The sequence below is a fragment of the Microbulbifer litoralis genome, assembly GCF_023634065.1.
Lineage (GTDB): Bacteria > Pseudomonadota > Gammaproteobacteria > Pseudomonadales > Cellvibrionaceae > Microbulbifer > Microbulbifer litoralis.
Genome location: NZ_JALKCV010000012.1, coordinates 123,369 through 139,013, shown reverse-complemented (window position 1 = coordinate 139,013; position 15,645 = coordinate 123,369). Strand labels below are relative to the sequence as shown.

Below are 15,645 nucleotides of genomic sequence, written 5' to 3'. Positions count from 1 at the left end.
CCGCTCGACTGGTGGTTACAGAAAGTTCCGATTTCAGGGGGGCACCCGGCTCTGTGCCCATTTCCTGAATTGATCAACTGCGAAACCGGAGCTGGAAGACGAAAGCCCCGTAGAGCGGGGCCATGTCGTGATCAGAACCGGTAGTTCAACGATGCGTTGAAGTTGCGCGGTTCGCCGTACTCCAGCTGGTTGTAGAAACCGATCTGGCTGTAGTATTCCTCGTCCAGCAGGTTGTCCACATTGAGCTGGCCCGAGAGCTGCTCGGTAAACTGGTAGCGGGCCATCAGGCTCACCAGGCTGTAGGCATCCTGCTGCAGGCGTTCCGGTTGGCCGGTAGCAGGATTGGTGGTATCGGTGTAGTTGCGGCCCTGCCAGTTGACGCCGCCGGCCAGGGTGAGGCCGTCCAGCTCGCCGGAGAAGCGGTAGGTAGTGAAGAGTTTCAGCAGTTCGCTGGGCTGGTTGGTATTGACCGCGTTGCCGTCGGCATCTTCCGCGTCGAAGTTGGTGTAGCTGAAGCTCAGGTCCCAGCCCGGCATCAGTTCGCCCACCACTTCCAGTTCGTAGCCCTGGCTGTTGGCGCCCTCGGCGGCGTAGTAGGCCTGGCTGTTTTCGATACCCGGTACCGGGAAGTTGCCGTCGGGCTGGCCCAGGTTGTCCTGCAGGATATCGAACACGGACACGGTGGTTTGCAGGGCGCCGTCGAAGAACAGGCTTTTCAGGCCCAGTTCCGTGCTCTCGCCGGTGAGCGGATCGAGGAAGTCGCCGTTGCGGTCCTGCAGGTTCTGCGGTTCGAAAATCTCCGTATAGCTGGCGTAGACGGTGTGCTGGTCGTCGATGGTGTAGAGCGCGCCGGTGTAGGGGATGAATACATCGTCGTCGCCGAAATTGCGCGGAGAACCGTAATTGAGACCGCTCTGTTCCCAGTCGGCCAGACGACCGCCGGCAATCACCTTGAAATCGTCGGTAATGGAGAGGCGGGTCGCGGCGTAGACACCGAACTGTTCGGTGGTCAGGTCGATATCGACGTTGTTCTCGCCCCAGGTCGCTTCGGGATAACTGCCGTCCCACTGGTTGAAGTTGCCTACCTCGGCGATATTGCTGCGCGTGCGCGAGGTGGCGAAGCTGTCGTCTTCGTGGTCCACCAAACCGAAGGTCAGCTCGTGTTCGCGGTCCAGCAGTGTATAGGCGCCACTTAACTGGAAGCTGACGCTGGTCTGGTCGCGTTCGGTGGCCGCGTTGCGCGGCGATGCGCCCATGCCCAGGCCGGTTTCCGCATCGGGCGTTCCCGACAGGTACAGCAATTTCTGGTCGGAGGCGTTGACGTTGTTGTTGACGCTGAACTTGGCCTTCCAGCCGCCGAATTCGTGTATCAGGTCCAGGTAGGTGTGCTCCACGGTGGAGGACCAGGTGGTCCAGTCCGCGGCGATGGTTTTGCTGCGGTCCCAGTCGGTGCGGCTGCCGTCCGCATACCAGGTGGGCAGGCCGCCCCAGGTGGACGCGGTGGGCTCGTTTTCCTGGCGGCTGGCACCGATGCGCAGCAGGGTGTTTTCCGTCAGGTCGGCGTCGATCACGCCGTAGAACACGGTTGTATTCTCTTCGGCCAGGTCGCGGAAGGACTCGCCGTCTCGATAATGGCTGACGAAGCGGCCGCGGATGGAGCCGGATTCATTGAGCGGCGTGCTGATATCGGCGGTGGCGCCGTAGGTGTTCCAGCGGCCGGCGGAGACGTCGAACGAGCCGGTGAACTCCCGGCTGTCGGCGTGCTTGCGCACCAGGTTGATGGAGGCCGACGGATTGCCGGCACCGGTCAGCAGGCCGGTGGCGCCGCGCACGATTTCCACCCGCTCGTACAGGCTCATGTCGGACTGGGTTTCGCCGGCGTTGCCACCGGCCTGCCAGTAGATGGGAATGCCGTCCACCTGGTAGTTGTTGATCGCAAAGCCGCGCGCGGAGTAGGTGTGGCGGGTGCTGTCCTGGGCGCGGGCGGACACGCCGGCGGCGTTGTTCACCACATCGGTCAGGGAGTGCAGGTCCTGGTCGCTGATGCGCTGGGCGGTGACCACGCTGACGGACTGGGGTGTCTCGTACAGTGTCAGGCCCAGGCCGGTGGCGGTATCCAGCCGGTCGTTGGTGGTGTAGCGGCTGGTGACGACGATCTCCTCGATCGATTCGTCGCGGTTTTCACTGTCCTGGCCGTGGCTCAACGGCGCGATGGCGGCGCAGGCGATGGCTGCGGCGAGCCCGCGGCGGGTGAAAAGCGTCGGGTTGTGTGTGGTATCCATCCGGCAGTCCCATTGGTCGTCGTTATAGAACGACGCAATGCTAATGAGAATGTTTAACATTTTCAAGTGTGCTGGGTGTGCTCAGTGGTGGGCTATCTGCACGATTTACACGGATCCGTATGGCTCTTGGCATCCGTGCCGGCTATATGTCTCATGTCAGTCGAGCTGATCACTTTTAGGACAGGAGCTGGAGTGGTGTTTGGGTAGGTGGAAGCAGAAACAGTTTAGCCTCGACGACTATCGCAAGCTTCTTTCGTTCTGCATGCTGGCGGTTGTTGCCACCGTGCCTGGGGCTGCCCACTGTGGAGGCGGGATGAGATCCGCTGTACATAATCAGGTCACGATAGGTGTGATAAGCTGATCTGGAAAAGCCATATGTTGTTGGAAATCCCTGAGTGGATAGACAGCCTGTTTCAGGGAAGCCAGGATGAAATAAAGGTTTAAGATAAAACATTGGTATTAAGGAAGATATGAAATGACTACGAGTACTCTTGATCACTCAATCTCGATTGATGATTCATTCGGGGCAATTTCAGTGATAGTAACCAGCACTGGCCAGGCCGGGCACTCTTTGATTGCTGTCGAATATATGGTTGACGGTATTTATCAGAACGTTGTAGCAGATCTTGTGCCACTTCCTCATTCAGCTTATGAGGGCAGGGCTCCGCAGAAGAATCTGATAAAAGGCAGCGCCGGGAATCACCCATTGAAGACAAAAGTTCGTATTTTGGGAAACGATTCGGGAACTTCGAATATTGTGGATAAGGTTGGTCGTCCGTTTAACTCGAAGTCATGGAGAAGACCTGTCGAAGTTTTGAATGAAGCACTTGCGCTGATCGGTTTTGATGCCAGTGCTTCTACGCAAAACCCCGGATACGATGCCTACCAAAACAGTCCTTATAGATATCAGTTTTTTGGGCAACCTTCCTCCGGGACTCCGGATAGCTGGGGCGCTTCTCATGGCGTTAATTGTGGGAACTGGGCTCGTAAAGTGCTTGAGTCGGCCGAAGTAATGGATAGGGCGGGTTTTTTCTTGGATATTCCAAGATTTCAGTCTTACCCCGGGTGGAGAGAGTGGGCTTTTAATTTTATGGCCGCCATGGGATTGATGAAGGCACGCTTGTGATACCCGGTTACCCTATGTGAGCTAGTGGTCCATGCGGAAAGTTTGGTGACTAAGGAGCACAGCCAAAGTGTTCAGATCAAGGCGAGAAAGCGCAGGAATAGTGGTTCTATTTCAAGCTTCCTCAACGCAGAGCTGGGCGCTTTGGCGACGCGAACAGTTACACAACTTTCCGCATGGACCACTAGTGTGCTGCTCGCAGAGTGCAGCGGCTTGAGGCTTCGGCGTTATCTTTGGCCGGGGCCCTTCAGTAGAATTCCAGCAGTGTCATTCCAGTAACGCCCGGTGCCCCGACACGCCGAAGGCTCCCCCGGATTGAATCACGGCTCACCGGACAGGTGGAGCCGTTACCGGGGGATTTCGGGGCGGTACTATTTCCGCAGCAACCGGATACCGTAGATGCCGCCGGCCACGGAGCCGGGCTCCGCTTCAAAACGCAGTTCCAGCGCGGTGTCCTCGCGCTGCCGCAGGGCTGCCGGCAGGGTGTAGTCCACGGTATAAAACGCATCGCCCCGGCCGCCGTCGAGTGCCACATCCGCCAGTTTCTCGCCGTTCAGCAGGATGTCGAACTCGCGCCCGCTATCCAGCCCGTAGTAGGTGATGCGCAATGTCTGTGCTTCCCGCTGTGGGTCCCTGAGCTGGTAGCTGAACCAGTCGCTGGCGTGGCGCCAGTGGCGGCCCTTGTGGATGCCTGCCTCGGTATTGCCGCCGGCAAAGAAGTGATCGGATTCCGGTTGCTGTTCGCCGGGGGCGATGCTGTCGATGGTCACTTTCGCCAGGGCCAGGCGCGTGCGATCGGCTTCCGCCTCGGCGCGGCGGCGCCCGGCCAGTTTTTCCGGGGTGGTGACCGGCCAGTAGAGCATATAGCGGGATTCGTGCAGGCGGAAAAACGGAATCAGTTCCAGCGCCTGTTGGCCCTCGCTGCGCAGGGCTTCTGGTGCGGCGAAGCGCAGCTGGTTGCCGGGCAGCCGTTCCAGGTTGTGAATGAAACCCTGGTCTTCACTGACAAACAGCGGTGCGGATTCCAGCGAACACATGGGGCCGCTGGCGATATGGCCCATGCGGCTGTCGTCGGCAAAGAAATCCAGCTGCTCGTCTGCGAGCGGATCGGTTTTGGCCGCCAGCACCACCGGGCCGTAGAGCAGGGCGAAGTAGTCGGACCGGTCCGGCATCTGTTCCAGCTCGGCGTGCATTGGCAGGGCTATCTCAATGCGGTCGCCTTCCTGCCAGTGGCGCTCGATGGAAACATAGCTGCCCGGTTTGGCGTTGTGTTGGAATGTATTGCCATTGATGCGCACCTTGAGGTCGCCCTCCGATACCCAGGCCGGATAGCGCAGGTGCAGCGTCGCCGTGGCGTCACCTTCGATTTCCAGTGTGGTGTTTTCCGCATCCGGGAAGCGGTTGCGCTGGGTGACTGTGAGCCCGCGCTCGCGCCACTGCAGTTTCGACGGGATAAACAGGTTGACGAACAGCTCGTTGCCGCGGTGGGCGTAGATCATCTCGCCGTATTTGCTGTGGTTCTCGATACCTGAGCCCACACAGCACCACATGGCTTTTTCCGGCTGTGAATAGACGCGGTAGTGCTGTGGGCGCATGGGGGTGAAGTACACCAGCCCGCCGGTATCCGGGTTCTGGGAAGAGAGGATATGGTTGTACAGGGCTCGTTCGTAGTAGCGTACATAACGCGGCTCCGGACTGCTGTGATAGAGCATTTCCGTCAGCTTGAGCATGTTGTAGGTGTTGCAGGTCTCCGGCCCCTCCACGTCTTCCACCATCGAAGAGAAGTCGTCCAGCGCGTGGAAGTGCTCGCGCACGCTGTTGCCGCCGATGGCGACGGTGCGCTTGTTCACCACCTCTTGCCAGAAGTATTCGGCGGCGTCCTGCCACCGGGCGTCATGGGCCAGGTCGCCCACGCGCTTGTAACCGATGACTTTCGGGATCTGGGTATTGGCGTGCAGGCCGGTGAGGGCATCGCGGTGCGCCTCCAGCGGCTGCAGGATTTCCCGGTGGGACAACCGGCGGGCCACTGCCAGGTATTGGTCGTCGCCGGTAATTTCGGCTACGTCTGCGTAGACTTCATTCAGCCCGCCGTGCTCACTGCGCAGCATGTCCTGTAACTGTTCGTCGGACAGGTTGGCGATCAGCCGCACGCCCCAGTCCGCCAGCTCGACCAGCATATCCCGCGCCTGTTCGCTGCCGGCGTGCAGCCAGGCATCGCGCAGGCCGGCGTAGGTCTTGTGGATATTGTAGAGCGGCACCCACTTGTCGTTGAGCGAAAACAGGCCCGCGTCTATCTCGCCGTTCGCGATCTGCCGCCACATGGCGGCGCCGCCGGGAATACCGCCCAGGTAACCGTCGCCATTTTTCCGCTGTGCACGCTGTAATTCATCCAGCATGTAATCGAGCCGCACCCTGGCTTCCTCATTGCCGGTGGCGGCGTAGGCGAGGCTGAGGGCGGTCAGGTAGTGGCCGCCGATATGGCCGTCGAGGCCGGTGTTTTCCCAGTTGCCGTAGCTGTCCGCCCTGGGTTCCAGGCCGGCTTCGCGCAAGTAGGGTGCCAGCAGCCGGTCCGGGTCCATGGCCAGGATGTAGTCGATGTTTTTGTCCTGGGCGTGCTTGAACGGGCTGTCCAGCAGGCGGATATCGCCGAGCGGGAATTTCTCCACCGGCGCGCCGGTGGCCGACGGTGGCCGGGGCTCACTGCAGCCGGCGACCGCAAGCAGGCTGAGTGTCAGAGCGGGGATCAGTTTTTTCATTGTTGCAGTGCTCCGTGGGACGGGCGGGGCGGGCGACCTGCCCATCGTTGTCGGATATCCCTGCGGGCAGGCTCCTGCAGGGACAGGGTTTATTCCGGGAGTTGTTCCACCAGCCGGCTGCGGTAACTGTCCAGCTGTGCCGGATCCACGACCGGCCAGAGTCCGTCATCCCATTTCAGGTCCAGGATCTTCAGTTTCTGCAGGCCGTTGTCGGCGGATTCATAGGCGTGCAGCACCAGGTAGTCCTCGCCGTCGAAGGTGTAGGCGCTGTTGTGCCCCAGGCCGGGCCAGCGTTCGTTGCCGGAGATCAGGGGGGTGCCGCCGCCGTCCGCCATATCCCTGCCGTCTTTGTCCAGGTAGGGTCCGGTGACCTCCCGGGCGCGGCCCACGGTCAGGCGGTAGGTGCTGTCGTCGCCCCGGCAGCAGAGGCCGCGGGACACAAAGAGGTAGTAGTAACCGTGTTTCCTGAAAATGAACGGCGCTTCGATCTCCTCCGGCCCGGCCTGGTCGGCGGGCGTGAAGGGCGGGCGCTCGCCGCGGGCCAGGGTGTGCCACTCCTGCGGTTCGGCCGGCGCTGTCCAGGTATCGTCCAGCTTCACCAGTTTCAGGCCGCCCCAGAAGGAACCGAAACTCATCCAGGCGGTGCCGTCGTCGTCCAGCACGATATTCGGGTCGATTGCATTCCAGTTGTCCCGGTGGGGGACAGACTGGATGACGACTCCCTGGTCTTTCCACTGGTAGTTGGGGGCGTCCGGGTCCAGGGTCTCATTGACGGTCACACCCATGGCGGAGGTGTTCTTGCCGAAGGCGGAGACGGAGTAGTAGAGGTAGAAGCGGCCGTGGCGCGAGATGATGTCCGGTGCCCACAGGTGGCCGGCGAACCCCGGTACCACCTCGCGCGCCCAATCCGGCTCGCCGGCGAAGGCGCGGCCGGATTTCTCCCAGTCCACCAGGTTGTCGGAGCGGTAGATGGTGATCCCCGGGCCGGTGCTGAACAGGTAGTAGCTGTCGCCCTCCTGGGCCATCACCGGGTCGTGGATGCTGACCTGGCGGGGAGGCTGGGGCTCGGCGTGGCTGCAGGCGCTCAGGATCAGGCTGGCCAGCGCAGCGGCGCCGGCGCGAACGGGGGAGGGCGCATAGCGAAACATAGAAACTTCTCTCTTCTTATATATAGCTGCCGGGAAAACGGCTCTCATTATCGCGGCCACAGTCGCCCATATGACGGGGTTGTGACGCTATTGGTATTATAATAATATCGTTAAAAATACAGCAACCGGAGGAAATTCCGGTTGCACGATAGAGCGCCGCTGAGACGGCGACACAATCACAAGAATAACGATGGCGATGACAATGTTTGGATTGACTGCAAGGGCTGTATCCGTCGCGCTGGCGTGCAGCTGTGCCTTCCTGATTTCGACCGCGGTAATGGCCGGGGGCAAATCCGGGAGCGACCCTTCCTACCTGATAGCGCAGCGGGCCGACCCCTGGGTCTTCCGCCACACCGATGGCTATTACTATTTTATCGCCACCGCACCGGAATACGATCGCATAGAGCTGCGCCGGGCCACCACCATTGCCGGCCTCGCCGGGGCAGAGGCGGAGGTCGTCTGGCGCAAACACATGAGTGGCCCCATGAGTGCCCATATCTGGGCGCCGGAACTGCACCGCATCGACGGCGCCTGGTACATATACTTCGCCGCCGGCGAGGCAGGGGATCCGTGGAAAATCCGCATGTACGCGCTGCGAAACGACACCGCCAATCCACAGCAGGGGCAGTGGCAGGAGATGGGCCGCATCGCCACCCCCGTGGACAGCTTCTCCCTCGATGCCACCAGTTTTACCCACCGGGACAAGCGCTATCTCGTCTGGGCACAGTACGATGCCGAGGGCTCGCGCGGCTCTGCGCTGCTGATGGCGGAGATGGCTTCCCCCACCGAAATCAGGCTGCCGGTGATCACCCTGTCGGAACCCACACTCGATTGGGAAACCATCGGCCACAAGGTCAACGAGGGGCCGGCAGTCCTGAAAAGAAACGGCCGTGTCTTCATCAGCTACTCCGCCAGTGCCACCGACCACAACTATGCCATGGGGCTGTTGTGGGCGGATGTGGACGCGGAACTGATGGACACGCAATCCTGGCACAAGTCACCGCAGCCCGTGTTCTCCACCAATGCCGCCCTGCAGCGTTTCGGGCCGGGGCACAACAGCTTTACCGTTGCCGAAGACGGCGAGACCGACCTGGTGGTTTACCACGCGCGCAATTATCGCGAACTCAAGGGCAGTCCCCTGAGCGACCCCAACCGCCACACGCGGGTGCGTGAACTCTACTGGGACGAGCGCGGTATGCCCGATTTCCGCCAGCAGCAGGATGACTGATTGTGGCGAATTCGCAACCGGAAAAATTCAGTGATTGAAAAGAGTCTGACAACGATGAGCAACACGAAGAAATACGGCCTCGCCGGCCTGGCCCTGTCCGCGCTCCTGCCATTTGCCGCACAGGCCGACAACCCGATCATCACCGATGTACTGACCGCCGACCCGGCCGCGATGGTATACGACGATACCGTCTACCTGTACACCGGCCATGACGAGGCCAAGGACAACAAAGACTTCTACAAGATGACCAAGTGGCTGGTGTTTTCCTCCACCGATATGGTGAACTGGAAAAACCACGGTTCGCCGCTGGCGGTGGATGATTTCGAGTGGGCCAAGGGGGATGCCTGGGCCGGCCACGTGGTGGAGAAGGGTGGTAAGTTCTACTTTTACACCACCGTGCGCCACGATGAGAGCAAACCGGGCTTCGCCATCGGTGTGGCGGTTTCCGACAGCCCCACCGGCCCGTTCAGGGATGCCCTGGGCGAGGCGCTGGTCAGCAACGACATGACCACCGATACCGATATCGACTGGGACGACCTGGATCCGGCGGTATTTGTCGATGACGACGGCGAGGCCTACCTGTTCTGGGGCAACACCAAGCCCCGCTGGGCCCGCCTGAAAGACAACATGGTGGAGCTGGATGGCCCCATCCATGACCTGGACCTGCCGGATTTCACCGAGGCCCTGTACGTACACAAGCACGGCGAATACTACTACCTGAGTTACGCCATGGGCTTCCCGGAGAAAACCGCCTACGCCATGAGCAAGTCCATCGAGGGGCCCTGGGAGTACAAGGGCATTCTCAACGAACTGGCGGGCAACTCGAATACCAACCACCAGTCGATCATCGACTACAAAGGCAACTCCTACTTCATATACCATAACGGCGCCACACCGAAAGGTGGCAGCTTCCGTCGCTCTGTTGCCATCGATGACCTGAACTACAACCCGGACGGCACCCTCCAGCGGGTGATCATGACGTCGGAAGGTGTGGACCCTGTGGAATAGAACGTGTTCATTTCACGGGGTGAGCGCCCGTCGCGCCACCACCTGCGACAAAGCGGGTGGCGGCGCGTGAAATGTACACTCGATTGAATGGTTGCAATTTATGAAACGGATTCTGTTGCTGGCAATACTGTCGCTCTGCCTCACCGCCTGTGGTGCCGGGCAGAGCTACAAACTACGCAGCGCCGACGGGCGCATTGTGGTGACCCTGGGGCTGTCGGACGGCGAGCTCTACTACCGGGTGAGCCGCGACAGGACGGTGGTGCTGGAAGAGTCCAGCATGGGTCTGCAACTGGAGGACCGGGACCTGAGTTCCGGCCTGCGCAAACTGACTGCCAGTACCGCCACCCAGATTGCCGAAGACTATGTGCTGCGCCAGGGCAAGCAGCGCGAGATTGCCTACCGCAGCAACCAGCGGGTTTTCCAGGTGGAGAATGCGGATGGGCAGATGCTGGAAATCGTGCTGCGGGTCAGCGCCGACGGTGTGGCCTTCCGTTACCGGGTGCCGGGTGAAGCGGGACAGGTGCAGACGGTTGTCGAGGAAACCACCAGCTTTGCCTTTGCCCCGCAGAGTCGCGCCTGGCTGCAGCCGGTGGCCGAGGCGCAGACCGGCTTCGCCAACACCAACCCGTCCTATGAAGAGCATTACCGGATGGATGTCCCGGTGGGCGAGGCCTCGCCGTCCCCGGCCGGCTGGGTGTTCCCCGCGCTCTTCCACACCGGCGGTGGCTGGGCCCTGGTCAGCGAGGCGGATATGGACGGCCGCTACCACGCCTCCCGCCTGCAGGCGGAGTCGCCGGAAGGCGAGTACCGCATCGGCTATCCGATGGCGCCGGAGAAATTCACCGACGGGGCCCTGATGGCCGAAGCCGAGCTGCCGCTGGAATCCCCCTGGCGCATCATCGCCATCGGCGACCTGGCCACGGTTGTCCAATCCACCCTGGGCACCGACCTGGCGGAACCCGCCATTGCGCCGATGCCCTGGGTGAAGCCGGGATTCGCCAGCTGGAGCTGGGCGCTGCTGAAAGATTCCTCGGTCAACTACGATACCCAGAAACGCTTTATCGACTACGCCGCCGAGATGGGCTGGCCCTACATCCTGGTGGATGTGAACTGGGACCAGAACATCGGCTACGACCGAGTTGCCGAGCTGGCAGACTATGCGGCACAAAAGAATGTGCGCCTGCTACTGTGGTACAACTCCTCCGGTGCCTGGAACCAAACCGAATACACGCCCAAGGGCGCGCTGCTGAGCCGCAAGCAGCGCCGCGCCGAATTCGCGCGCCTTCAGGAGATGGGCATTGCCGGGATCAAGGTGGACTTCTTCGCCGGCGATGGCCAATCGATGATCGCCTATTATCGCGATATTCTCGCGGATGCTGCCGATTATCACCTTCTGGTCAATTTCCACGGTGCCACGTTGCCGCGTGGGCTGCAGCGCACCTATCCCAACCTGATGACCGCGGAAGCCGTACACGGGTTCGAGATGATCACCTTCACGCAGGAATCGGCAGACCTGGCCGCCTCGCATATGGCGATGTTGCCGTTTACCCGCAATGTCTTCGACCCGATGGATTTTACCCCCACGGTGTTTTCCGAAATCCCGAATATCGAACGCCGCACCAGCAACGGCTTTGAGCTGGCGCTGCCGGTGCTGTTCCAGTCCGGCCTCCAGCACATTGCCGAAACCGACGAGGGCATGGCGCAGGTGCCGGGGTATGTGCGCGAGTATCTGTCCGACATTCCTGTGGTCTGGGACGAGAGCCACCTGCTGGATGGCTTCCCGGGCGAGTTCGCCGTTATCGCGCGCCGCAGTGGCGACACCTGGTTTGTCGCCGGCATCAATGGTGGCAAAGAGCGCAGGGAACTGCAGCTGGACCTGTCCTTTATCGACCCGCGCGTGGGTGAGCAGATAACCGATGGCGACACGCCGCGCACCTTCGCCCGCAGCGAAGTGGAAACCGGCAGTGCCGTTGCGGTGGACATGCGCGGCCACGGCGGCTTCGTCATGAAATTTCCGGCCGCGAAGCTGGCCAGCAACGAATGATCATCGCCGCATGGGCTGTCTGCGTCCTGCCCGTGTTGCGGATACCGGATAAATATCGCAGAAGTGGTCGGGGCGGGAACAACCAGTAACCGCCCTTGCCGGGCACAGGCAGATGTAGCCTGCCGAACGAGGTAAATGAGTCATGAAAAGAGCACTGAACAGAAAATGGATGGGCGCCATTGCCGCCGGCGTGGCAGTGGCCACATTGAGCGCCTGCAAGCCCGCCGACGAAACGGCCGCACCGGAGAAAGCGAAAGCGCCGGTGGCCGAGGCCGGCCGGGACAAGGCCGAACTGCCCGCGGGCATGTTCGCCAACCCGCTGTTCAGCAACGGTGCCGACCCGTGGCTGGAGTATTACGACGGCAACTACTACCTGACCACGACCACCTGGACTTCCCAGCTGGTCATGCGCAAGTCGCCCACCCTGGATGGCCTGGCCACTGCGGCGCCGGTCAATATCTGGTCCGACACCGACCCGTCCCGCTGCTGCAACTTCTGGGCGTTTGAGTTCCACCGCCTGGACGGCCCCAATGGCCCGCGCTGGTACCTGATGTACACCTCCGGCCAGCACGGAACCCTGGATCACCAGCACCTGTCGGTACTGGAGAGTGTCGGCGACGATCCGATGGGCCCCTACGTCTACAAGGGTTCGCCGATGCCGGATAGCTGGAATATCGACGGTTCCTACCTTGAGCACGATGGCCAGCTGTACCTGCTGTGGTCCGAGTGGGTCGGTGACGAACAGCTGAACTGGATTTCGAAGATGACCAACCCCTGGACCATCGAGGGTCCGCGGGTGGTGCTGACCCGCCCGGAAGCCGAGTGGGAAAAAAGCGGTCGCAAGGTCAACGAAGGCGCCGAGATCCTGGAGAAGGACGGCCGCACCTTCCTGATCTACTCCGCCAGCTACTGTGATACGCCGGACTACAAACTGGCGATGAAGGAACTGACCGGCGACGATCCGATGAACCCGGACCACTGGAGCAAATACCCGGAGCCGGTATTCCAGCGTGGCAATGGCGTCTATGGCCCGGGCCACAACGGTTTCTTCACCTCGCCGGACGGCACCGAGGACTGGATTGTCTATCACGGCAATTCGAAAGAGACCGATGGCTGCAGCGCGACCCGCTCGGTGCGCGCACAGAAGTTTACCTGGAATGAGGACGGCACCCCGAACTTTGGTGAGCCGGTGCCGGAAGGCGAACCGCAGAAACTGCCATCCGGCGAAAACGGCCCGCTGACCGTTCAGGTCCAGGGGGCCCGGTGGCAACTGGTCAACGGCAAAGGTGAGGAATGCCTGGCGGGTTCAGGACTCGGAGCCTGCGGTGAAGATGGTACCCGCTGGGTGCTGGACAACACCGCCGACGGTGCCTATCGCCTGGCCGATGTGGACTCCGGCAACTTCCTTGGTGCCGAGAACCAGCTCGCTCCCTGGGCCAATACCGCAGCCCAGCGCTGGGAACTGAAACAGGATGAAAACGGCTGGGTGGAACTGGTCAACCGCCAGACCGGCCAACCGCTGGCGGCTGCCAATTGCAGCTATGACGGTTGTGACCAGTGGCGCCTGCAGCCGGCGGAAGAGGTTGCCATCGCCAGCGTGCAAAGTGGCCGAGTGTTGCAGAGCTGCAGTGGCGACGCCATCGACCAGGGCGCCTGGAACGGCAGTCACTGCCAGCGCTGGCGCGCCGAACCGGTGGAGCAGGGCTTTGTAAACCTGCGCTCCGGGGACCAGTGCATGACCATTGCCGATGGTGCGGTAGTGCCCGGCGCGGCCGCAGTGCCGGGTAGTTGCGACGGCACCAGCAGCCAGTGGCGCATGGAGCCGCTGGCCGACGGCAGCCTGCGTATCGTCAACCGCGAGAGCAAGCACAGCCTGGACCTGGCGCACTGCGGGTTGGCCGAAGGCACGGAATTCGCCCAGGCACCCGCGGCGGACAGTGATTGCCAGAAATTCCAGCTGCGCAGGATTCCCGCGAGAGGGTAAAAGAAGTCACCGGCAAGAGCGGGCCGCGCTGGCGACAGGGTACAGAGGATTGCTCTTTCGCCTGCCATACCGGTATTGATGGTTTGTTGTTCGCGTCTGTTTCCTATCGGGCTTGGGTGGTTGCATCTGTGATGTATACCACCTTTTTTTTAACGGAGCCTGCGTAAAACTACTGCGCGTGCGCCTGGCGGCGTCCGGCGGTGCTCGGAATGCTCATGTACTAGAGTACACTCCGCTTCCTCTGCTCCGGCGGTCACCACCAGCCACCCGCTCGCTACGTTTTCCACTGGCTCCTTTTTCAATAATCAATAATCAATAAAGCGAGAGAAAAGCATGAGCAAAAAACTGACAAACTGGCTGGCAGCTGGTGCCTGTTGCCTATCCATGGCGTCGCAGGCGCAGGAGCCCATGACCCGTATCGAAATCGACAGCACCAGGCCCGGTGCGACCATCAACCGCGATATTTACGGACAGTTTGCCGAGCACCTGGGCCGCGGTATCTACGGCGGTATCTGGGTCGGGGAAGACTCCGATATCGATAATATTCACGGTTTTCGCACCGATGTGATCGAGGCACTGCGGGATATCCGGGTGCCGCTGGTTCGCTGGCCCGGCGGTTGCTTCGCCGATGAGTATCGCTGGCGCGATGGTATCGGTCCGCGCGATGCGCGCCCGGTCCGGGTCAACACCCACTGGGGCGGCGTGCCCGAGGACAACGCTTTCGGTACCCACGAATTTTTCGAGCTGGTGGAGTTGCTCGGTGCCGATGCCTATGTCAACGGCAACCTGGGCACCGGCAATCCGCGGGAGATGGCCGAGTGGCTGGAGTATATGACTGGCGACAGTCAATCCGCGGTCGTGGAAGAGCGCCGCAGGAACGGTCGCGAGGAACCCTGGGATGTGGCCTACTTCGGGGTCGGCAATGAGGCCTGGGGCTGCGGTGGCCATATGCGCCCGGAGTACTATTCCGATCTCTACAATCACTTCGCCACCTTCCTGAAAACCCCTCGCGGCAGTGAACCAAAATTTGTCGCCAGCGGCGGCCACACGGCGGACACCGAGTGGACCGATGTGCTGAGCAAGAATATCCAGCGACAGATGGATGGCATCAGCTTCCATTTCTATACCCTGCCCACCGGCGAATGGGATGACAAGGGCGAGTCCACCGGTTTCGGTGAGGACCAGTGGGCCTCGACCCTGTGGCAGACGCTGCGCATGGATGAGTTCATCCGCAACAACAAGAAAGTGTTGGACAAGAACGACCCGGAAAACGAAATCGGTTTTTACGTGGACGAGTGGGGCACCTGGTACAACCCGGAAGAGGGCAGGGAACCCGGATTCCTCTACCAGCAGAATACCCTGCGGGATGCACTGGTCGCCGCGCTCAATTTCAATATCTTCCACCGCCACGCGGATCGCGTGCGTATGACCAACATTGCGCAGATGGTGAATGTCCTGCAGGCGATGATCCTCACAGACGGGGAAGAGATGGTCCTTACCCCGACCTACCACACCTACGGCATGTACAAGGTGTTCCAGGATGCGACCTCGCTGCCGCTGGAAATCGGCAACCTGCACAGTTACCAGCAGGGCGGCAAGACGTTGCCCGCGGTCAGTGCGTCGGCCGCCCGCGGTAAAGACGGCCAGTTGTACCTGTCGCTGGTCAACCTGGACCCCGGGGCCGCGCAGCAGGTGGCGGTCGATGTGAAAGGTGCCGAGATCAGCGGGGCGACGGGGCAACTGCTGACGGCGGGTGCGATGGATGCGCGCAATACATTCGACGACCCCGATTCCGTGGAGCCGGCCGGCTACAATGCCAGTGCCGACAGCGGAAACCTGGTGCTGGAGATCCCGGCCAAATCTGTACTGGTGGTCAGCCTGAAGTAATCTGCTGATCCCGTACACCCGGGGCCTGCGCGATGCAGGTTCCGGGTCCGGCGGGACCCCGCCGGCTCTCCTCCCCGATCCCCCTCCCTGAGTAGTTTCTGGCAGTAGTAGACGTCAGCCGGAAAAATGTCACTTTTTTTCTGAAGGACAGCTCCGCGGTCTGTGATGACCACTAATAAGCACCA

General features: G+C 61.2%; 9 protein-coding genes. 6 read left to right on the top strand and 3 right to left on the bottom strand.

What is annotated here, in order from left to right; all coding sequences use genetic code 11:
- Positions 1 to 131: 131 nt before the first annotated feature.
- Entirely contained in the window at positions 132 to 2,282 is a 2,151-nt protein-coding gene (locus MWN76_RS16600; RefSeq protein WP_250463340.1) for a TonB-dependent siderophore receptor, read from the bottom strand.
- A gap of 475 nt (positions 2,283 to 2,757) precedes the next feature.
- On the opposite strand from MWN76_RS16600, the gene MWN76_RS16595 reads away from it, so the two are divergent.
- Positions 2,758 to 3,408, top strand: coding sequence for a hypothetical protein (locus tag MWN76_RS16595; protein ID WP_250463337.1), 651 nt, complete (start codon positions 2,758 to 2,760; stop codon positions 3,406 to 3,408).
- Positions 3,409 to 3,776: 368 nt separating this feature from the next.
- On the opposite strand, the gene MWN76_RS16590 is transcribed toward MWN76_RS16595, so the two are convergent.
- Positions 3,777 to 6,161 carry a glycoside hydrolase family 127 protein gene (locus MWN76_RS16590; RefSeq protein WP_250463334.1) on the bottom strand — a complete coding sequence of 795 codons (2,385 nt, stop codon included), beginning with the start codon at positions 6,159 to 6,161 and terminating at the stop codon, positions 3,777 to 3,779.
- An 89-nt stretch (positions 6,162 to 6,250) separates the two neighbouring features.
- Positions 6,251 to 7,309, bottom strand: coding sequence for an arabinan endo-1,5-alpha-L-arabinosidase (locus tag MWN76_RS16585; protein WP_250463331.1), 1,059 nt, complete (start codon positions 7,307 to 7,309; stop codon positions 6,251 to 6,253).
- A 202-nt stretch (positions 7,310 to 7,511) separates the two neighbouring features.
- Here MWN76_RS16585 and MWN76_RS16580 point away from each other — a divergent pair, with 202 nt between their 5' ends.
- The 5 genes from MWN76_RS16580 to MWN76_RS16560 all read left to right on the top strand — a co-directional run bounded on the left by MWN76_RS16580 (position 7,512) and on the right by MWN76_RS16560 (position 15,460).
- Entirely contained in the window at positions 7,512 to 8,537 is a 1,026-nt protein-coding gene (locus MWN76_RS16580) for a glycoside hydrolase family 43 protein (RefSeq protein ID WP_250463328.1), read from the top strand.
- Between the two features lie 54 nt (positions 8,538 to 8,591).
- The gene (locus MWN76_RS16575; RefSeq protein WP_250463325.1) at positions 8,592 to 9,545 is read left to right on the top strand and encodes a glycoside hydrolase family 43 protein; all 954 of its coding nucleotides are present in this window, start codon (positions 8,592 to 8,594) and stop codon (positions 9,543 to 9,545) included.
- A gap of 100 nt (positions 9,546 to 9,645) precedes the next feature.
- The gene (locus tag MWN76_RS16570) at positions 9,646 to 11,589 is read left to right on the top strand and encodes a glycoside hydrolase family 97 protein (protein ID WP_250463322.1); all 1,944 of its coding nucleotides are present in this window, start codon (positions 9,646 to 9,648) and stop codon (positions 11,587 to 11,589) included.
- A gap of 142 nt (positions 11,590 to 11,731) precedes the next feature.
- Positions 11,732 to 13,573 carry a family 43 glycosylhydrolase gene (locus tag MWN76_RS16565; RefSeq protein ID WP_250463318.1) on the top strand — a complete coding sequence of 614 codons (1,842 nt, stop codon included), beginning with the start codon at positions 11,732 to 11,734 and terminating at the stop codon, positions 13,571 to 13,573.
- A gap of 333 nt (positions 13,574 to 13,906) precedes the next feature.
- A complete protein-coding gene (locus MWN76_RS16560; protein ID WP_284500622.1) occupies positions 13,907 to 15,460 on the top strand; it encodes an alpha-N-arabinofuranosidase in 1,554 nt (517 codons plus the stop codon).
- The last annotated feature ends 185 nt before the right edge of the window (positions 15,461 to 15,645 follow it).